This window comes from Pseudomonas sp. IT-93MI4, assembly GCF_949767635.1.
GTDB lineage: Bacteria > Pseudomonadota > Gammaproteobacteria > Pseudomonadales > Pseudomonadaceae > Aquipseudomonas > Aquipseudomonas putida_A.
Genome location: NZ_CATKPP010000057.1, coordinates 38,720 through 58,175, shown reverse-complemented (window position 1 = coordinate 58,175; position 19,456 = coordinate 38,720). Strand labels below are relative to the sequence as shown.

Here is a 19,456-nt window from a genome sequence, read left to right as displayed (position 1 = left end):
TGCCGCCTTAACCGACCGAGAAGCCTTATGCCCCGGCGCTTATTCAAACGTTACATGCCCGATCCGACGAGCATCAGGGAACACAAATCCTTACGCTTTCTCGGCAAGTTGCTGCATGACCCGAACCTCTGGCACCTCAATCGGCATTCGGTGGCCCGGGCGATGGCCGTCGGCCTGTTCGCCGCGTTCCTGCCGATTCCGGCGCAGATGCTGGTGGCGGCGGCACTGGCGATCACCGTGCGCGGCAACATGCCGATTGCCGTCAGCCTCGTGTGGCTGACCAACCCGATCACCATGCCGGCGGTGTTTTTCTGTACTTATCAGGCCGGAGCCTGGTTGATGAATGTGCCCGCCCGCACCCTGCCCGATTCGTTGACCTGGGAATGGATCAGCGGAGAGCTCTCAACAATGTGGCAGCCGTTTTTGCTCGGGTCGGTAGTGTGCGGATTGATACTTGGCATCCTCGCTTACTTCACGGTGATGCTGTACTGGCGCTGGTGGGTGGCGCGGCAATGGGCGCGGCGCAAGAAAAGCCGCATGCGCTGAATGCAAAACGGCCTCCGCAGTGGGAGGCCGTTCAGTTTTGTGTTGTCTGCATTCGCGAGCAGGCTCGCTCCCACATTGGATCAGGTCCGCATCCCGCGCCCACTCACCAGCAACCGCGCACAACCGAGGTACAACACCACCGTCGCCACCAGCATGAAGGTGATCGCGATACCGATGCGGATATCCGATACGCCAAGAATGCCGTAACGGAAGGCGTTGACCATGTGCAGCACCGGGTTGGCCAGCGACACGGTCTGCCAGAACGGCGGCAGCAAGGTGATCGAGTAGAACACGCCACCGAGGTAAGTCAGCGGGGTTAGCACAAACGTCGGGATGATCGAGATGTCATCGAAGTTGCGCGCAAACACAGCGTTGATGAAGCCGAGCAGCGAGAAGATCGTCGCGGTCAGCACCACCACAAGGATGGTCACGCCCAGGTGATGCACCTGCAGATGAGTGAAGAACAACGACAGGATGGTCACGATCACCCCGACCATCAAGCCACGCAGCACGCCGCCAATGGTGAAGCCGATCAGAATCGTGTGCGGCGACACCGGCGAGACCATCAGTTCCTCGATGGAACGCTGGAACTTGCTGCCGAAGAAGCTCGAGACCACGTTGCCGTAGGAGTTGGTGATCACCGACATCATAATCAGCCCCGGCACGATGTACTCCATGTAACTGAAGCCACCCATGCCGCCAATCTGCTTGCCGATCAGGTTACCGAAGATCACGAAGTACAGAACCATGGTGATCGCCGGCGGCAGCAGGGTCTGCGGCCAGATCCGCGTGAAGCGTTTGACCTCGCGATAAACGATGGTCTGGAGGGCGACGAGGTTGGGGCGGAACTCGGAACTCATACCGCCACCTTCGACAGATTCTTCTCTACCAGAGACACGAACAGCTCCTCGAGGCGATTGGTTTTGTTACGCAGGCTCAGCACTTCGATGTTCTGCTGCGCCAATTGAGTGAACAGCGCGGTGATGCCCATGGATTTGTCGACCTGGACTTCCAGGGTATGGCCGTCGAGCAACCGGGCGGGATAGCCGATCAATTGCGGCGCGGCGTGCAAGTCGTTTTTCAGATCCAGCAGGAAGGTCTCGACGTGCAACTGGCCCAGCAACTGTTTCATGCTGGTGTTCTCGACAATGGTGCCGTGGTCGATGATGCCGATGTTGCGGCACAGCTGCTCAGCCTCTTCCAGATAGTGCGTGGTGAGGATGATGGTGATGCCTTTCTGGTTCAGCTCGGTGAGGAACGTCCACATCGAGCGACGCAGTTCGATGTCGACGCCAGCGGTCGGCTCATCAAGGATCAGCAGGCGCGGCTCATGCACCAGGGCGCGGGCAATCATCAGTCGGCGTTTCATGCCGCCGGACAGCGAACGCGACGGCACATCGCGCTTGTCCCACAGGCCGAGCTGGGTCAGGTACTGCTCGGCGCGTTCCTTGGCGATCTTCGCCGGGATGCCGTAGTAACCGGCCTGGGTCACGACGATGTCGAAAGTCTTTTCGAACTGGTTGAAGTTGAATTCCTGGGGCACCACACCGATCGAGCGCTTGAGCGCGGCGGGGTTCTTGTCCAGGTCATGACCGAAGATATTCACCGTGCCGCTGGTCTTGTTGACCAGGGTCGAGAGAATGCCGATGGTCGTAGATTTGCCGGCGCCGTTGGGGCCGAGCAAGGCGAAAAAATCACCTTCGGCGACGTCCAGATCGATACCACTCAAGGCCTGGAACCCGTTGCCGTAGGTTTTGGTTAGCTGCCGGATGGACAGAGCGGAACTCATATCGGATTTACGCACCAAGAAGGGAAGAAAAGGAAAGATTGGGCCGGGCGGCGAACAAAACAACCACGGCGCATGAGCGCAATGGTGCTTGCCGCCGCCACACAAGTACAGTCAAGAGTGTCGATAGTTATTATCAAGTCAACGCGGTCATGACTGCTTTCTGATAGGCCGGACGCTGCTTCAGCCGTGCGTACCAAGCCTGCAGATGCGGCTGCGCGGCACGTTCGATGGGCATCTCGAACCAGGCATAAATGAAACTGCCCAGCGGAATATCGCCCATGCCGATTTCGCTGCCGGACAGATATGGCTGGCTGGCGAGGGCCTGATCGGCCATGGCCAGTAGCGCGGTGCATTCCTTGATTGCGGCGTTGATCGCCAGCCAGTCCTGCTGGTCCGCTGGGGTACGCAACACGCCCCAGAACACGGTGCGGAACGGCCCGGCAAAACTCGAGGTGGTCCAGTCCATCCACTTGTCCGCGATGGCCCGGGCTTGCAGGTCTGCCGGATACCAGGCGCTGTTCGGCGCATGTTTGGCCAGCAGGTAACGGACGATCGCATTCGATTCCCACAGCACGAAGCCGTCATCCTCGATCACCGGTACCCGGCCGTTCGGGTTCATCGCCCGGTATTCAGGCGTGTCGACCACACCGAAGGCGCCACCGGCGTCAATCGCCTCGTAGGCCAGGCCCAGCTCCTCGGCGGCCCACAGTGGCTTCCTGACATTCGATGAGTTTTTCCGTCCCCAGATCTTCAGCATGACCGCCTCTTTTCCAATGCGTGGGCAGGCAGCATACGCCGGATCAGACCCGACTCAAATCACTCTGCATATCGCCCAAGACCTTCGCCTGATGTTCGCCGAACAGATGCGGGTAGCACTTTTCCAGGTGTTCGAAAAAGAAATGCTCCGGCACATCGGTGAACTGGCCATGATCGACCAGATACTCCATCAGCAGTGCGCCGTCACGGTTGTACGGGTGGAAAACGCTGTCATTGATGCCGTCAAAGTCCAACGGTGCGACGTTGAACAGCTCGCAGAGTTGCTGGTTGAAGGCCGGCGTGGCCTTGACCCAGCGCTCGTTGAGGAACAATTCGGTGTAACCGTGCATGGCGAACACATCGCTGCGCAACAACTCCAGCAGACGCGGGGTCGACAGGTGATTCTTGACGTCGGCCAGACCGATGCGTGCGGGAATGCCGCAATGCCGTGCGCACCCGGCCAGCAATGTGGCCTTGGGCACGCAATAACTTTCCCCGGCCGCCAGCGCATGACTGCCGCACAGGGTCTGTGGGTCGAGACTGAAGGTATACGGGTTGTAGCGCACCGCTTCGCGCACGGCGTGATAGAGACTGATCGCCTGCGCGAGCGGGTCGCGGCTGGCACCGCGGTGTTGTTCGGCGAACTCCACCACCGCCGGGTGGTCACTATCGATGAAGCGGCCGGGACTCAGATACTCGTGCATGACGATGTTCTCCTGGGTGAGCCCCGAGTCTAGCGACAGCTCAAGCACAGAGATAACGACGTTTCGGCCAAACATGCACGCGAAGACGCGGGAGCGGCGAACGATTTCCCACGGGTGTTGCCCACCGAACCTACGAAAACCATCCGGGGTTTCCCACGAGTTCAATCACCATGTTCTGACCACCCCGTTTTACAGATGCCGTCTAAGCTCTGGAGGGTCGGTTTGCCTTGGTTCACGGAGGATTACATATGCTGTTGTTGTGGATACTGGTTCTGATCGTCGGTGTGGCGTATCTCGCCCACCGCCGCATCGCCCCCCTGCCCGCGTTGGGTATCGTCGCCGTATACCTGCTGGCGATGGGCATTTTCAGCCATGCCCCGGGCTGGTTGCTGCTGGTGTTGTGGGTCGTGCTTGCGGCGGTTGCCGCGCCGTTGCTGCTGCCTGACCTGCGCCGCAAACACTTCACCGCGCCGCTGTTCAACTGGTTCCAGAAAACCCTGCCGCCGATGTCGCAAACCGAACGCGACGCGATCGATGCCGGCACCGTATGGTGGGATGGCGAGCTGTTCAGCGGCCGCCCCGACTGGGACAAACTGCTGTCCTATCCCAAGGCGCAACTGAGCGAGGAGGAACAGGCCTTTATCGACGGCCCGACCGAAGAACTCTGCGCGATGGTCACTGACTGGCAGATCGGCCAGTCGATGGACCTGCCGCCCGAAGCCTGGAGCCACATCAAGGAACATGGCTTCTTCGCCCTGATCATTCCCAAGGAATTCGGCGGCAAGGGCTTTTCCGCCTACGCCCACTCGCAAGTGGCGATGAAACTCGCGACCCGCAGCGGTGACCTCGCCTCCACGGTGATGGTGCCCAACTCCCTCGGCCCGGCCGAACTGCTGCTGCATTACGGCACCGATGAGCAACGCAACCACTACCTGCCGCGGCTGGCCCGTGGCGACGACATTCCGTGCTTCGCCCTCACCGGCCCGCTGGCCGGTTCCGATGCCGGCGCCATGCCGGACACCGGGATCATCTGCAAAGGTGAATGGGAAGGCCAGGAAGTCATCGGTCTGCGCCTGAACTGGGAAAAACGCTACATCACTCTCGGCCCGGTCGCGACCCTGCTCGGCCTGGCCTTCAAAGCCTATGACCCGGAGCATCTGCTGGGCGACAAGGAAGATCTCGGCATCAGTCTGGCGCTGATCCCCACCGATACACCGGGTGTGGAAATCGGCCGTCGTCACCTGCCACTGGGTGCCGCGTTCATGAACGGCCCGAACTCGGGCAAAGACGTGTTCATCCCGCTGGACTACCTCATCGGCGGCCAGGAAATGCTCGGCAAGGGCTGGATGATGCTGATGAATTGCCTGTCGGTGGGGCGTTCGATTTCGCTGCCGGCAGTCGGTACCGGCGCGGCCAAGTTCACCAGTCTGGTGACCGGTCAGTACGCGCAGATTCGTGAGCAGTTCAACGTCCCGTTGTCGGCCTTCGAAGGCATTCAGGAAGCCATGGCGCGCATCGGCGGCAACGCCTGGATGATGGACGCCGCGCGCATGCTCACCGCCAACGCGGTGGATCTGGGCGAGAAACCATCGGTACTGTCGGCGATCCTCAAGTATCACCTGACCGAACGCGGCCGCGAGTGCATCACCCACGCCATGGACGTGCACGGCGGCAAGGCGATCATCATGGGGCCGAACAACTACCTCGGACGCAGCTGGAACGGCGCACCGATCTTCATCACCGTGGAAGGCGCGAACATCCTCTCGCGCAACCTGATGATTTTCGGTCAGGGCGCCATTCGCTGCCATCCGTTCGTCCTCAAGGAAATGGCCCTCGCCGGCCGCGAAGACAAAGAACAGGCACTGAAAGAATTCGATGGCCTGCTGCTCAAGCACATCGGTTTTGCCGTCGGCAACGCCGCCAGCACCCTGGTGCTGAACCTGGGCTTCGGCCACTTCGAACATGCACCCGGGGACAGGATCAGTCAGGGCTACTTCCGCGCACTCAATCGGCAGGCAGCGGCATTTGCCATGCTGGCCGACTTCAGCATGATGCTGCTGGGTGGCGAACTGAAGCGCCGGGAACGCCTGTCGGCGCGTCTTGGCGATGTGTTGAGCAACCTGTATCTGGCCTCCGCTGCGCTCAAGCGTTATCACGACCTGGATTCGCCGGCGCATATGGAGCCGCTGTTCCGCTGGGCCATGGAAGAAAGCCTCGGCCAGTCGGAACGGGCGCTGGATGAGCTGCTGAGCAACTTCCCGAACAAAGTGTTTGGCTGCCTGTTGCGAGTGATCGTGTTCCCGTTCGGCCGTCGCCACAAAGGCCCGTCGGACAAGCTCGGCGCCGAAGTGGCAGCGGTGATCGGTCGTGCCAAAGGCGATCCGACCCTTGAAGAACTGCTCGCCGGCTGCTATCGCCCGCAGTCCGCCGACGATGCCGTCGGTGCCCTGCAACACGCCAGCGATTTGCTGAATGCCGCCCAACCGCTGCACAAGAAACTGCACACCTCGCTCAAGAGTGGTCAGGTCAAACCGGTCGCTGGCGAACACGCCATCGACGCCGCACTGGAGGCCGGGGTGCTGCAACCGCAGGAAGCACAGACCCTGCGCGATGCCGAAGCAGCACGGCGCAAGGTGATCGACGTCGATGATTTCGACAAGGAAGAGTTGAAGCAGGCAGAAGGCAAAGTTCGCTGATGCTGACGACCGTGTAGCTGTTTATTTGTGAAAAACGGGCGCGAGAGCTTTATACTCCCGCGCCCGTTTTGCTCTTGAGGACTTATCTCGTGTCCAACGTCGTTGCCGATCATCTGGTTTTGCTCGACCACCTGCGCAGTATCCTGGTCGCCGTAGGTGAGGCCGAACAGGTTCCCGAAGAAAGCCATGCCTTGTTCCTGGAGCGCTTTGACGAACTGCTGGCGTCCCTGCCGATCGATCCGATCGAAAGCCAGTACCTGGGCCAGGACATCCTGACCCAAGTGATTACCCGCTATCCGCAAATTGCCCACCTGATCCCGCGGGATCTGCTGTGGTTCTTCGCTGGTGACTGCCTGCACTACTTGTCTGATGAAGAAATCGACCTGTATCAGGCACTGGAAGAACGTCGCTACGAGGCCGAACAGAACGACGAACCGTTCGACTGGAATCAGGAAAAGCAACTGCTGGCGATGTCTGCCCAGGACAGCAAGCACTAAGCGTCCAAAGATCAAAAGATCGCAGCCTGCGGCAGCTCCTACAGGGATTGTGTAGGAGCTGCCGCAGGCTGCGATCTTTTGCTTTTAAAGCAGCCCCTCGCTCTCCGGCAATTCATACGCAAGCGCCAGATTATTCGGCGCCCCCGCCTTGCCCGGCTTGCTCAACGTCGGCTCCTTCTCCAGGCACTCCACCAGATAATCGATGAATACCCGCAGCTTCGGCGGCAGGTAGCGCGTGGGCGAATGCAGCAACCACAGACCACCGTGGTAGGACGCGAGGAACGTCCACTCCGGCAGCACCTGCACGATCAACTTCTGCTCAAGCGCATAACGCGCGGTGAAATACGGCAAGCTGCCAATACCAATGTGCTGCAACACTGCCCCGAGCCGCACGCCGGTATGGTTGGCGGCATAGCGGCCACGCACGCCGACGGTCACCGCTTTGCTGCCCTTCTTGAATTTCCAGCGCGCATCGCTCGGGGTTTCCCCCAGATAGATGCAACTGTGATTGAGCAGATCGTGCGGATGCGTCGGCGTGCCGTGTTCGGCCAGGTATTGCGGGGTGGCGCAGAGCAAATGGTCGATGGTCAGCAGCTGCCGCCCGACCAGCCCGGCCGGCGGACGGTCAGTGATACGAATCGCCAGGTCGACATGATCGTCGATCAGATCAACCTGACGGTCTTCCAGCAGCAACTCGACATCGACTTTCGGATAACGCCGCAAAAACTCGGGCATGTGCGGATGAATCACGAAACGCCCGACCGCTTTCGGCACACTGACCCGCACCAGCCCTTCCGCCTCGTGGGTGAACTGCCCACTGATCTCCATCACCGATTTGGCGGCGCTGACCATCTCCTGACAGCGCTTGAACACTTCCTCGCCACCGTCACTCAAGCGCAGTTTGCGCGTAGTGCGCTGCAACAAACGCGTGGCCAAGGCCTTTTCCAGGCGGGAAATGCTGCGACTGATCGCCGACGGCGACGAGCCCAACTGGCGGGCCGCCTCGGAAAAACTGCCGGTCTCCACGACCTTGACGAAGATCGCCATTTCACCGAGCAGTGGCAGCGGAAGATTGATGCTCACAGCGCACAAGTCCTTTGATGTTTGAACGGATTATCACGTTATTGCACGATTCATATAATAAAAACAGACACTTTAATAAGGGCATGGAATATGACGCTTCGCCTCTTTTTCCATAGTGATGACCTCAAGGCTAATGTGGAAGTCCTCGACTGCACGCCCCACGAGAACGAATTTGCCGTGGTGCTGCGCGCCACGTTGTTTCATCCGCAAGGCGGTGGTCAGCCTTGTGACACCGGCATGATCGGCGAAAGCCAGGTGCTGCGCGTGGTGCAGGAGCCTGACCGGATCGTGCATTACGTCGATCGCCCGGTAAAACCCGGCATGACCTGCATTCATGTGGATGAACAACGTCGCCGCTACAACACCCGCATGCATTCGGCCGGGCACCTGATCGGGCATTTCGTGCAGGCCATGGGCTGGACGCCGATCAAGGCGCACCACTGGCCGGACGAGGGCCGAGTGCAATTCAAGCCGGGCGATGCCGCTCAGGAAGTCGACGCGCCAACCGTTCAACACGGTATCAGTCAGTGGATCGAACACGATCTGCCGCGCCTGACCTCACTGCGCGAAGGCGCGCGGGAAATCGGTTTTGGCGAGCTGCCGGCCTATGGCTGCGGGGGCACCCATGTACGCAGCCTGAAGGATTTGGGCGCAGTCACGATCCCCTCGCTTTCGCAGAAGAAAGGCACGTTATCCGTCCACTACAGCGTGGATTAAGCTTCTCGGGCGCTGCTCCGCGCAGCGTCCGACGCCGGGGGAACCGCACTCGCCGGTTCCGTTGACTATCGATAGATGGACCTAAAAACAATGATGCTAGACGTCGAGCGTCTCGATGAGACGTGCATAAAAAAACTGGCCAACGAAGAAGTCCTCGCCATCCGCGTCAGAGGCTTCTTGCCCGAGCCGCTGGCGATCGAGATTGGCGACAAGATTCTTGCACCGGGCTTTGAGGGCTACATCAACGCGCCGAGCATCGGCCGGATCGGCATGGCGTTTTACGAGGCGGAAAACCAGCCGCTGCTGATCGAGGACTACTTCGAGCGCGCCACCCGCAACATCGCCGAACTGCGCGAGCGCTGTGCGCCCTATTCCTCGCCGGTCGACACCCTGCGCTGCATGCTCGACGAGTCGTGGCCGGCCGGCGCGCATCTGGAAAACCTCTATGGCCGCAAGATGTATGTCGGCCTGTCGCGGGTGGTCAAACCCGGCGTGTGCTTCCTCGCCCACCACGACATTTTCGCCAAGGACGCCCCGGACAGCTTTCAGGCCCGCAGCCTGGAGGCGCAGTTCGCCTGCAACGTGTACCTGAACATGCCGACCGAGGGCGGCGCACTGCAGATGTGGGACGACGACATCACCCCGGATCAGTTCGACCAGATGCGTGGCGACAGTTACGGCATCGACCCGGCGCTGCTCGGCCCACCGACCCTGGAAGTGCGGCCGGAGCCGGGCGATTTCATCATGTTCAATTCGCGCTGCATGCACTCGGTGACCCCGGGCGTGGCGGATCCGCGTCTGAGCCTTTCGTTCTTTGTCGGCTATCGCGGCAATGCTTCACCCCTGACCTTCTGGAGCTGAGATGTTATCGAACTACCTGGGCGAGTTTCTGGCGCTGGCCACCATTCACTTTCTGGCCGTGGTCGCTCCCGGCCCGGACTTTGCCGTGACCATTCGCCAAAGCGTGCGCTTCGGCCGACTGGTGGGCATCTGCACCGCACTGGGCATCGGCGCCGGCATTTCCGTGCACGTTCTCTACACCTTGCTCGGCGTTGGCGCCCTGATGCACACCACGCCGTGGTTGCTGACGGTGGCCAAGGTGATCGGTGGCGCATACATCTTTTACCTCGGCATCAGCCTGATCCGCAGTAAACCGAAGACCACGCTCGAAGGCGAAAAAAGCGCTGACGAACCGCTGGTCGAGCAGTCGCTGTTCAAGGCGTTCAGCACCGGTTTTCTGACCAATGCCACCAACCCCAAGGCCACGCTGTTCTTCCTGGCGATCTTCACCACGATCATCAGCGCCAGCACCCCGCTGAATGTTCAGGCGCTGTACGGGGTGTGGATGTGCTTCGTCAATGCGCTGTGGTTCGTGATCGTCGCGCTGTTTTTCTCCAGCAGCCGGGTACGCACCCTGTTCATGCGCATGGGCCATTGGTTCGAGCGCAGCATGGGCGTGATCCTGATTCTGTTCGCCGGCAGGCTGGTGCTGTCGATGTAAAAACGACACCCAAAGACAAGGCCCGGTCAGTTGCACACTGCTCGGGCCTTTTTCGTTTGTGCGCCGCTTTTGCATTTCTTTGCGACGGATCCCACTTCAGGGGCTCCCCTTCAACACCTTCGCGGTGTTAGTTTGGAAAAGATTTGTTTCAACTTTCAAACACTTCCCTCTCAACTGCCTGCAAAGGAATGCCCACCGCAATGAATTTTTCTCTCAAGCGCCTGGCCGCTACCAGCCTGATCCTGGCCAGCTTTTCTGCGTTCACCCTGCCCGCGCAGGCCAACATCACTCCGCAACAGAGCGCAGCCATTCTCAAGAGTTTCGATGAGGCGAGCCTCACCGACTTCCGCCAGTTTCTGGGTGCCGTAGGCAAGAGCGACCTGGGTAAAACCGACAACCTCGGCCCGGCGATCAACGCCTTTCTCGACAACAAGACCCCGAGCGCGGAACAGCAGAACGAGATCTACCGCCTGCTGGGCATTTACACCCGCGCCAAGTACGGCAAAGCCGCCCTGGAAACCCTGCGCGAACTGGTGGAAATCCCGACCTTCCAGAAAGAAGGCGTGGCCCAGCACGACAATCCGGAGTTCATCAAGATCGCCGAAAAGATCAAGAACCTGGCCGAATCGTTCAACCTGAAGTTCCGCAACGTCGACAACCGCGTCTATGAAATCTCCCTCGATGGCAGCGGCGACGAAGTCGTGGGCATTCACGCGCATGCCGACGTGGTGCCGGTCACCCCGGAAAACTGGGTGCTGAAGGACGGCACCAAACTCGACCCGTTCAAAGTCACGCTGATCGGCGACCGCATGTACGGTCGCGGCACCGAGGACGACAAGAACGGCATCGTCGTCGCGATGTACGCGATGAAAGTGATCAAGGAAGAAAAGCTGCCGCTGGCACGCAACTTCAAACTGCTGGTGGACACCACCGAAGAAACCACCGGCGACGCGATCCCGTATTACTTCGAACACAACCCGACGCCGAACTACAACATGGCGCTGGACGGTGGCTACCCGGTGGTCATCGCCGAGAAAGGCTACGGCACGGTCATGGCCAGTTTCCCGCTGCGCAAGGCTGAAGGCAGCGGCGCAGAAATCATATCGATGACCGGCGGCCTGGCAACCAACCAAATTCCATCGGTTTCGGTGGCGACACTCGTCACCGACAAGCCTGAGCAACTGGCTGCGAGTCTGCAGAAAGCCGGCAGCGAATACGCGAAAAAACACGGTGGTGACTTCGAAGTCGCGGCCAAGGTTGACGGCAAAGACGTCAAGCTGAGCGTCACCGGTGTGTCAGCGCATTCCTCCGAACCCGAGTCCGGCGTCAACCCGGTCGCGCGGATGCTCGACTTCATCAACAGCCTCGACGGCAAGGTGGCGCTCAAGCACAACCAGATCACCGACGCTGCACGCTATGCGTCCACCAACTGGGGCCTGGATTATCTGGGTAAAAAACTCGGCGTGGACTTCTCCGATTCGTTCATGGGTCCACTGACCACCTCGCTGACCTACGTCGGCGTGGACGACAAAGCCTTCAAACTGGCAGTCAACCTGCGCGTGCCGAAGGGTAAATCGCCAGAAGTGCTGAAGAAGCAAATCGCTGACAAACTGGCGGCCTGGAGCAAGAAATCCCACGTTGCCGTGGACTTCACTTACTCGATCGCCGAACCGATGTACCGCAATCCGGAAGGCGAATGGGTCAAGGCACTGCTGGCGGTGGCCACTGAAAACCTCGGCATGAAGCACGAGTTCGGCACGTCTGCCGGCGCGACCTCGGTGCATGAACTGCCGAACGGCGTGCAATTCGGCCTGGCCCGGCCTGAAGTGAAATACACCGGGCATACCGATGGCGAGTTCAAGACGGTTGACCAGTTCCTGCTCGACCTGCAGATCGTCACTGAGATGATGGGCCGTGTCGGCCAGCTACCGAAGCTCTGATAAGGCATGGGCCCGTGATTCAACGGGCCTGACGTGAAAACAAAAAAGGACCCGAAGGTCCTTTTTTGTTGCGTACAAAACGCTGCACAAACAAAAACGCCGATCATCACTGATCGGCGTTTTTGTGAAATTGGAGCGGGAAACGAGACTCGAACTCGCGACCCCGACCTTGGCAAGGTCGTGCTCTACCAACTGAGCTATTCCCGCAATGGCGTCCCCTAGGGGACTCGAACCCCTGTTACCGCCGTGAAAGGGCGGTGTCCTAGGCCACTAGACGAAGGGGACAGGCTACAACTTTCACTAATAAAAACGCCGCTCACTGAGCGGCGCTTTTAGAATTTGGAGCGGGAAACGAGACTCGAACTCGCGACCCCGACCTTGGCAAGGTCGTGCTCTACCAACTGAGCTATTCCCGCAAATGGCGTCCCCTAGGGGACTCGAACCCCTGTTACCGCCGTGAAAGGGCGGTGTCCTAGGCCACTAGACGAAGGGGACACGCTACCCGGAACACATGGTGTGTGTTTCGGTGTCCAGACCCGCATCCGAAGACTTGGTTCTGGTTTCACTCAGCCCCGCCCTAGAGCAGTGCTGTTTAAAATTGGAGCGGGAAACGAGACTCGAACTCGCGACCCCGACCTTGGCAAGGTCGTGCTCTACCAACTGAGCTATTCCCGCATTGGCGTCCCCTAGGGGACTCGAACCCCTGTTACCGCCGTGAAAGGGCGGTGTCCTAGGCCACTAGACGAAGGGGACACGCTACAACATTCACTCCCTGCCGCGTTTCGCTGTGTGCTTTACGCTGCAAGTGGCGCGCATTCTATGGATGGTTTGAGAGGTCGTCAACCCCCGAATATAAATTTATTTAAATCAATGACTTCGACCTGCTTTACGGGAGCATTCGGGCTTTTCCGTCGCCCGACGATTGACGCCTATATTCCGCCACCCGCCAAGGCGTTATAGTCCGCAACACAATGATGGCAATCTGCGCACCTTGCGCCAGCATTCATATAAGCAGTGTGCAGCCGATATAGACAGAAGCTGCTGAATCAACTCGTCGAGCGGCGCTGGGCGCCTGAATGTCCAGCCACTACACTCGCATGCGAACCCTATAAAGAGGTCTTACCGGTGACACCACTCATGATCACCCTGCTAGTCATAGCCGGGATCGCAATTCTGATCGCCATTGGCTACATGAACCATGTGGTGGAAAACAACAAACTGGAGAAGGCCCGCACCAAAGTCGAACTCAACGACCGCCTGCGCCGCTGCGGCGAGCTGACCGAAACCTTCCCCGGCCAGTTCATGACCCCGGCACTCAAGCTGCTGCTGACCCGTCTGGAGCTGAACGTCTGCCAGCGCCTGCTGAACCTGGAAAAAACCAGCGCCACGACCAAGGCACGGATCACCGAACTCAGCGCACTGGTGGCCCAAGGCGAATCGATCCCGGTCAACAACCCGCCGGCACCGATCCTGACCGAAGCCAAAGCCAAGGACGTCCGCTTCCTGCTCGAAGCCTTGCACGGCCAGATCACCCGCGCCGCCCATGACGGCTTCCTGCCACCGAACGAAGCCAAACACTGGATCAAGGAAGTCCGCCACATCCTGGTCCTGCTGCACATCGAATTCTTCAACAACCTCGGCCAACAATCCCTGCAACAAAACCAACCCGGCCAGGCCCGCCTCGCCTTCGAACGCGGCGTGCAATACCTGCGCAAACAGCAAGACCCGCAGATGTACTCGGAACAACTGCAATACCTGGAAAAACTCCTGGCCCGCGCCAATGCCCAGGTCATGGACAAGATTGCCCCGGTTGAAGGCGAAGTGAACCAGTTGACCGAAGGCCTCAAAGAAGTCGAAGCCGATGCGGACTGGAAGAAGAAAGTGATTTACGACTGATGGTCGAGAGTTAAGAGAAGCCACCGAGAGGTGGCTTTTTTGTGGGGGGTGGGCTGACTGCCATTGCGAACATTCAGTTAGAGATTGGTTGGCAGTAAGGCCGCCTTCGCGAGCAAGCCCGCTCCCACAGTGGGCATGAGTTTATTCAGTTGGAGATTGGTCGGCTGTCAGGCCGCCATCGCTGGCAAGCCAGCTCCCACAGTTGGAATGGGGGCGCTCAGTTGGAGACTGGTCGGCTGTCAGGCCGCCATCGCTGGCAAGCCAGCTCCCACAGTGGGATAGGGTGAGTGAGTTAGAAAACTGGTCGGCTGTCAGGCCGCCTTCGCGAGCAGGCTCATTCCTACAGAAAAGCAAAGCAGTCCAGACAGCCCCCATGCTTTTCACCACTCAAATGGCCGAGTGTCAGCTCGCCGAAAGCTCTTGATCTTGCCGTGCCGGCCCCTTCGGCAGGCTGAGTGGAGGGGTTCATCCGGGGGTGGGAGCGCAGCGACCGTTTGGCGCAGCCAAACACATCGAGAGGAGGTGCAGCGAAGCAAACCGGAGGCGATGCGCCCGGATGAATCCCGCAGCGAAGGAACCCGAGCCACGGCGAGGGCCGTACGTTGGGGCCAAAGACCTTTGCTTCCTTTGGGGCGTTTGCCAAAGGGAGTCGCTGTAAGAGCGAAACCGCCAGCCGCAGCCCCCGAAGCAACGGATATTCACCCAAAACCCCCAGAACCTGGTCGGCCCAGAGGCCGCCAAGTCAAAGCCGAAAATGCCCAACCATCCCCTTGAGCTCCCCTCCCAACCGCGCCAGCTCAACACTCGAAACCGCATTCCCCCGCATCGCCATCGAAGACTGATCCGCACTCGCACGAATACTCGTCACACTGCGATTGATCTCCTCAGCCACCGAACTCTGCTCCTCGGCCGCCGCCGCAATCTGCTGATTCATCTGCTGAATCAACGAAACCGCCGCCGCAATACTGCCCAGCGCACTCTCGGTCTGCAGCGCATCACTGACCGCCAGCTTCACCAAGTCACCACTGCTCTGAATCTGCTGCACCGACGAATGCGCCGCCGAACGCAACGCACTGACCAGACGCTCGATCTCCTCGGTGGATTGTTGTGTACGCCGCGCCAACGCGCGAACCTCATCAGCCACCACCGCAAAGCCCCTGCCCTGTTCCCCGGCCCGCGCCGCCTCGATCGCGGCGTTGAGCGCCAGCAGATTGGTCTGCTCGGCAACGCTCTTGATCACATCCAGCACCGTACCGATGTTCTGGATCTGCGCACTGAGGCTTTCGATGCTCGAACTGGCTGATGTCGCCGAATCCGCCAGTTGCTCGATCCGCACCATGCTCTGGCGCACCACCTGCTGCCCGCTCTCGACCTTGGCATCCGCCGTTTGTGCGGCCAGCGCGGCCTCCTCGGCGTTACGTGCCACATCATGCACGGTGGCGGTCATCTGGTTCATGGCCGTGGCCACTTGCTCGGTCTCTTCCTTCTGGCTGTTGACCTCAAGGTTGGTCTGCTCGGTTACCGCCGACAGCGATTGCGCGGAACTGGCCAACTGCTCGATGCCCGCCTGCAAACCGCTGACGATCGTGCTCAGCCCAGTGCCCATCTGCTGCATTGCCAGCATCAGTTGCCCGATCTCATCACGCCGGGTGACCTCCACCCTCGCACTCAAATCCCCCGCCGCAATCTGTTGCGCCACCCGCATCACACTGCGCAACGGCGCGACAATCAACCGGGTGATGACCCACGCGGCAATCAGCCCGACCAGCAATGCCAGCGCCGAAGAACCGATGATCAACACCGAGTTTTTCTTCAATTCCGCCTGCATCGCGCCGTCCTCGGCGCCATACGCCTGATCCACGCGCTCCATCACCTGCGCCGCACGCTGGTGCAACTGTTCGTAGACGGTTTTTTCCTGGGCCAGCAGGCCGGTGTACTCGGCCAGTTTGTCGTTGAATCCGGCGATGTGCCCGGACACTTCATTGAGTACCGTCAGATAGCCCTCATCCTTGACCGTGGTCTTCAACTGCTCGGCCTGAGCCTGCGCCTGGGCGGCCTGCTCGATATTGCCCTTGCCGGCACTCTCGGCATCGCACTTGCGGCTCTGATCCAGACGAACCCGCGCCTCGTTCATCGCCTGCAACATCAGCCGCGACACCTGGCTGACCTGGCTGGCCTGTTCGATGAACTGTGCGCCGTCCTTGCCCTCGCTGTCCTTCAAGGTATACGCGCCATCATCGGCCAGCCCGGCTTGCAGCACGTCCAGGTTGTTGGCCACGCTGGACACCGACCAACTGGCCATTTCCAGCGCCAGATCCTTGGCCTGGGTCAGCGAGACAAACTCATCGAAAGCCTTGCGATAAGCGCCCAGTGCCTGTTCGACATCGCTCATCACCGCCACGTTGGCCGGGGACTGCGCCTTGAGTTGCGCGGCCTGGGCCAGCAAACCGTCTACGCCTTCGTGCAAGGCATCGACGGTTTTCGGATTGCTGTGCAGCGCATAGTCCTGCTCCAGCAGCCGCACCTTGAGCAGTGCACTGTTGAGCGACGACATCTGCTTCAGCCCATCGAAGCGCTGACTGATGGTCTGCAGGGACCAGACACCAATGGCAGCCACCAGCGCAGTCAACAGCAGCACCAGCACGAACCCGATACCCAGTTTCTTCGCCATACCGAGGTTGGCAAAACGTCCTTGCACGGCGGAAATCATTGCGCGAAGCCCCCTGCCAAAGTCTGTTACCGAAGATTCGCAACGGCCATGGAGCAGCACAAGTCTCTGGCGACGGAATAATGGCAAAAAGCTACGCACGCGTCGTTTTCAGAACGCTTGAGGTCGATTCACACCGGTACTGCGAAAAAACTGCCGGGCCCTCGGATCACAGGCATAGGCCACGTTGATCCGCTGCCACTCACTGGGTTCGCCACTCGGACTGAAGGCCCCCGGGTCGCAAAGGCTGACACCATTGCACTGCGCCTGACTGTGCAAGCGGCCAGTATCGCCCAGAGGGGCACGGGCCCAGATGAACAGGCCGCCACACGGCTTACCGAAGACCTCCCAGTCGGCGTCTTCCAGCGCCTGCAACGCGGCGACCCGATCGGTATTCAACCGTTGACGCTGGCGCTGGACCATTTTGCGATAGGCGCCATTGGCCAGAAGACTGGTCAGCACTGCCTCATTGAAACTCGAAGCGCCCATGCTACTGATCATCTTGATTCGCCCCAGCCGCGCTATCAGCGCTGGCTCGGCGTACACAAACCCGACGCGCAGCGAGCTGCTCAGTGTCTTGGAAAAGCTGCCGACATAGATCACTCGCTCATCGAGTGCCGCCAGGCGTGTGCCATTGCCATTGTGCAGGTCGGCGTAGACATCGTCCTCGATCACTCGCACATCGTGAGCGTTACACAACCGCAGGATCTGTTGGGCAACGCCAAGTGTCAGGCAAGAGCCGGTGGGATTGTGGTGGTGACTGTTGATGAACATCGCGACCGGCCGGAACTGCCGCAACAGTGCTTCCAGCGCCTGGGGATCCGGCCCGCTCGGCGTGCGGCGCACTTCCAGCAACTGCACGCCGTACAGGCGCAACAGCTCGAACAGCGGCGCATAGCCCGGGGTTTCGACGACAACGCAGTCACCGGCCTTCAACAATGTGCGCGCGAGCAGATCAAGCGCCTGGCTCGCACCGGAGGTCGTCAGCACCTGTTCATCCAGAGCCTCGACGCCGATCAGCCTGAGGCGTTTGACGATCTGCTCGCGTAACGCCGGCAGCCCCAGCGGGCTGCTGTAATTGAACAGACTCGCCATGTCGGTACGGGCCACCTGACGGATCGCATAACTCAGGTCGTCGGATTCACGCCAGCTCTGCGGCAAGCCTCCCTCGCCGAGTTTCAACCCGCTGTGTGCCTGCCCGCAGTCAATCCCGATCACCCCACGGCCCTGCGCGGCCACCATGAACCCGGCGCCCTGACGCGGGGCCAGAACGCCTTGCGCCACCAGCCGTTCGCAGGCTTCGGCCACACACGACTGACTCAGCAGATTGGAGCGCGCAATCTGCCTGACGGAGGGCAAGCGCGTGCTCGGCGCCACACCGCTTCGCGAGATCCACTCAGTCATGCCATCAACAATCTGCTGTACGACCGGCACCATTGCCTGTCGGTCAATTCTCAATTCCATGAGCACGCAAACTCCTGTCCATTTTGCTGGCGGCAGTAAATCACAGCCGCGTCGCTCAGGCTGTGCGACAACGCCGTCAAAAGCAGCCGTTCTAACCGTTTGATACACATTGTTTACCGGTTTAACGGAACTGGCGCCCAGCAACAGGAAAACCCGCACTGAGGCGGGTTCCAGAGTCTTGCCACTCGGCGTCAGAAAGCCGTGACGCCGCCATCCACGGCCAAGGAATGACCGGTGGTAAACGCCGCGCCATCGCTGCACAGATACAGCACGGCGCTGGCGATTTCCTCGACCTTGCCGATACGCCCCACTGGGTGCATCGCGTTGGCAAATTCGCCTTTCTTCGGGTCAGCCTCATAAGCGCGACGGAACATGTCGGTGTCGATCACCGCCGGGCACACCGCGTTGACGCGGATTTTCTTCTTCGCGTATTCGATCGCCGCCGACTTGGTCAGGCCGATCACCGCGTGTTTCGACGCCGCATAAATGCTCATCTTCGGCGCCGCACCAAGCCCCGCCACCGACGCGGTGTTGACGATCGCCCCGCCGCCCTGAGCGAGCAACAACGGCAACTGGTACTTCATGCACAACCACACACCTTTGACGTTGACGCCCATGATCGCGTCGAACTCGTCCATCGAGCCGTCGGCCAACTTGCCTTGCTCGATTTCGATCCCGGCATTGTTGAAGGCATAGTCCAGACGACCGTAGGTATTGATCACCTCGTCCATCAGATTCTTAACTTCGCTTTCGACGGTAACGTTGCAGCGCACGAAGGTCGCTTCGCCGCCGGCTGTACGAATCAGCGCCACGGTGCCTTCGCCCCCTGCCGTGTCCAGGTCGGCCACCACCACTTTCAAACCTTCGGCGGCGAACGCCTGGGCGGTCGCCCGGCCGATACCGTTGGCCGCTCCGGTGACTACGACCACTTGGCCGGAAAACGTCATGCTCATTGTTATGTCCTCGAAGGGAGAGATGCAGGAGGGATTTGCAGACTCGCAGCATAGTCACCGGGGCCCGTCCCGAGTCAGCACTATCAGAAGGCTGTTTATGCCTTCATCCGTCGCAGTGATAAAAGCCTGTGGGCCACTATCACTGCACTGGATCATTGCGCATTCGCCACATCAGCCGACCTTGCAGCATTGGCCTCGAGGGTCTAT

Annotated in this window: 16 protein-coding genes, 6 tRNA genes and 1 pseudogene; 8 read left to right on the top strand and 15 right to left on the bottom strand. The window is 60.0% G+C overall.

The genetic code is table 11. From position 1 onward, the window contains the following. Positions 1–27 precede the first annotated feature (27 nt). Positions 28–546 (top strand): DUF2062 domain-containing protein, encoded by a 519-nt coding sequence (locus ACM6I7_RS24685; RefSeq protein WP_414889442.1) that lies wholly within the window; start codon positions 28–30, stop codon positions 544–546. Between the two features lie 80 nt (positions 547–626). On the opposite strand, the gene ACM6I7_RS24680 is transcribed toward ACM6I7_RS24685, so the two are convergent. The 4 genes from ACM6I7_RS24680 to ACM6I7_RS24665 all read right to left on the bottom strand — a co-directional run bounded on the left by ACM6I7_RS24680 (position 627) and on the right by ACM6I7_RS24665 (position 3,795). After that, entirely contained in the window at positions 627–1,406 is a 780-nt protein-coding gene (locus tag ACM6I7_RS24680; protein ID WP_027612336.1) for an ABC transporter permease, read from the bottom strand. Further along, the gene (locus tag ACM6I7_RS24675) at positions 1,403–2,335 is read right to left on the bottom strand and encodes an ABC transporter ATP-binding protein (protein ID WP_027612335.1); all 933 of its coding nucleotides are present in this window, start codon (positions 2,333–2,335) and stop codon (positions 1,403–1,405) included. The genes ACM6I7_RS24680 and ACM6I7_RS24675 overlap by 4 nt, the downstream gene beginning before the upstream one ends. Before the next feature lie 133 nt (positions 2,336–2,468). Then, positions 2,469–3,092: a glutathione S-transferase family protein gene (locus ACM6I7_RS24670; protein ID WP_414889441.1), complete on the bottom strand. Its 624-nt coding sequence runs from the start codon at positions 3,090–3,092 to the stop codon at positions 2,469–2,471. Positions 3,093–3,135: 43 nt separating this feature from the next. After that, positions 3,136–3,795: a transglutaminase domain-containing protein gene (locus ACM6I7_RS24665; protein WP_115989143.1), complete on the bottom strand. Its 660-nt coding sequence runs from the start codon at positions 3,793–3,795 to the stop codon at positions 3,136–3,138. A 248-nt stretch (positions 3,796–4,043) separates the two neighbouring features. Here ACM6I7_RS24665 and ACM6I7_RS24660 point away from each other — a divergent pair, with 248 nt between their 5' ends. Both ACM6I7_RS24660 and ACM6I7_RS24655 read left to right on the top strand, forming a co-directional pair. Continuing rightward, complete coding sequence (locus ACM6I7_RS24660; protein WP_183784410.1) at positions 4,044–6,491, top strand: acyl-CoA dehydrogenase; 2,448 nt, start codon at positions 4,044–4,046, stop codon at positions 6,489–6,491. Positions 6,492–6,580: 89 nt separating this feature from the next. Continuing rightward, positions 6,581–6,988, top strand: a complete 408-nt coding sequence (locus tag ACM6I7_RS24655; protein ID WP_007967565.1) for a PA2817 family protein — start codon at positions 6,581–6,583, stop codon at positions 6,986–6,988. A gap of 84 nt (positions 6,989–7,072) precedes the next feature. Here the strand turns inward: ACM6I7_RS24655 and ACM6I7_RS24650 are convergent, their stop codons facing one another. Then, positions 7,073–8,071 carry a LysR family transcriptional regulator gene (locus ACM6I7_RS24650; RefSeq protein WP_027612331.1) on the bottom strand — a complete coding sequence of 333 codons (999 nt, stop codon included), beginning with the start codon at positions 8,069–8,071 and terminating at the stop codon, positions 7,073–7,075. 90 nt (positions 8,072–8,161) lie between these two features. Between ACM6I7_RS24650 and ACM6I7_RS24645 the strand changes: the two genes are divergently transcribed. The 4 genes from ACM6I7_RS24645 (at position 8,162) to ACM6I7_RS24630 (ending at position 12,229) form a co-directional block, all read left to right on the top strand. Beyond that, positions 8,162–8,788, top strand: coding sequence for an alanyl-tRNA editing protein (locus ACM6I7_RS24645; RefSeq protein WP_414889440.1), 627 nt, complete (start codon positions 8,162–8,164; stop codon positions 8,786–8,788). A 90-nt stretch (positions 8,789–8,878) separates the two neighbouring features. Next, the gene (locus tag ACM6I7_RS24640) at positions 8,879–9,649 is read left to right on the top strand and encodes a 2OG-Fe(II) oxygenase (RefSeq protein ID WP_414889439.1); all 771 of its coding nucleotides are present in this window, start codon (positions 8,879–8,881) and stop codon (positions 9,647–9,649) included. A gap of 1 nt (position 9,650) precedes the next feature. After that, positions 9,651–10,289 (top strand): LysE family translocator, encoded by a 639-nt coding sequence (locus ACM6I7_RS24635; protein ID WP_414889438.1) that lies wholly within the window; start codon positions 9,651–9,653, stop codon positions 10,287–10,289. A 200-nt stretch (positions 10,290–10,489) separates the two neighbouring features. Beyond that, on the top strand, positions 10,490–12,229 hold the full coding sequence (locus ACM6I7_RS24630) for a dipeptidase (RefSeq protein WP_414889437.1): 1,740 nt from the start codon (positions 10,490–10,492) through the stop codon (positions 12,227–12,229). Positions 12,230–12,360: 131 nt separating this feature from the next. Here the strand turns inward: ACM6I7_RS24630 and ACM6I7_RS24625 are convergent. The 6 genes from ACM6I7_RS24625 to ACM6I7_RS24600 form a co-directional block, all read right to left on the bottom strand. After that, positions 12,361–12,436 (bottom strand) — tRNA-Gly (locus tag ACM6I7_RS24625). Between the two features lie 2 nt (positions 12,437–12,438). Next, a tRNA-Glu gene (locus tag ACM6I7_RS24620) sits at positions 12,439–12,514 on the bottom strand. A 55-nt stretch (positions 12,515–12,569) separates the two neighbouring features. Further along, positions 12,570–12,645 (bottom strand) — tRNA-Gly (locus ACM6I7_RS24615). A 3-nt stretch (positions 12,646–12,648) separates the two neighbouring features. Continuing rightward, positions 12,649–12,724: transfer RNA gene (locus ACM6I7_RS24610), tRNA-Glu, on the bottom strand. Positions 12,725–12,828: 104 nt separating this feature from the next. Then, positions 12,829–12,904: transfer RNA gene (locus ACM6I7_RS24605), tRNA-Gly, on the bottom strand. 2 nt (positions 12,905–12,906) lie between these two features. Continuing rightward, positions 12,907–12,982 (bottom strand) — tRNA-Glu (locus ACM6I7_RS24600). Positions 12,983–13,366: 384 nt separating this feature from the next. Between ACM6I7_RS24600 and ACM6I7_RS24595 the strand changes: the two genes are divergently transcribed. After that, on the top strand, positions 13,367–14,125 hold the full coding sequence (locus ACM6I7_RS24595) for a hypothetical protein (protein ID WP_171061878.1): 759 nt from the start codon (positions 13,367–13,369) through the stop codon (positions 14,123–14,125). A 742-nt stretch (positions 14,126–14,867) separates the two neighbouring features. Here ACM6I7_RS24595 and ACM6I7_RS24590 read toward each other — a convergent pair. From ACM6I7_RS24590 to ACM6I7_RS24575, 4 genes and pseudogenes are all read right to left on the bottom strand, one after another. After that, positions 14,868–15,572, bottom strand: coding sequence for a methyl-accepting chemotaxis protein (locus ACM6I7_RS24590; RefSeq protein ID WP_414889529.1), 705 nt, complete (start codon positions 15,570–15,572; stop codon positions 14,868–14,870). A 204-nt stretch (positions 15,573–15,776) separates the two neighbouring features. Further along, positions 15,777–15,830, bottom strand: a pseudogene (locus ACM6I7_RS24585) (hypothetical protein); the annotation flags it as partial. A 1,113-nt stretch (positions 15,831–16,943) separates the two neighbouring features. Next, on the bottom strand, positions 16,944–18,296 hold the full coding sequence (locus ACM6I7_RS24580) for a PLP-dependent aminotransferase family protein (RefSeq protein WP_027612324.1): 1,353 nt from the start codon (positions 18,294–18,296) through the stop codon (positions 16,944–16,946). A 191-nt stretch (positions 18,297–18,487) separates the two neighbouring features. Continuing rightward, positions 18,488–19,249, bottom strand: coding sequence for an SDR family oxidoreductase (locus ACM6I7_RS24575; RefSeq protein WP_027612323.1), 762 nt, complete (start codon positions 19,247–19,249; stop codon positions 18,488–18,490). Positions 19,250–19,456: the final 207 nt, after the last annotated feature.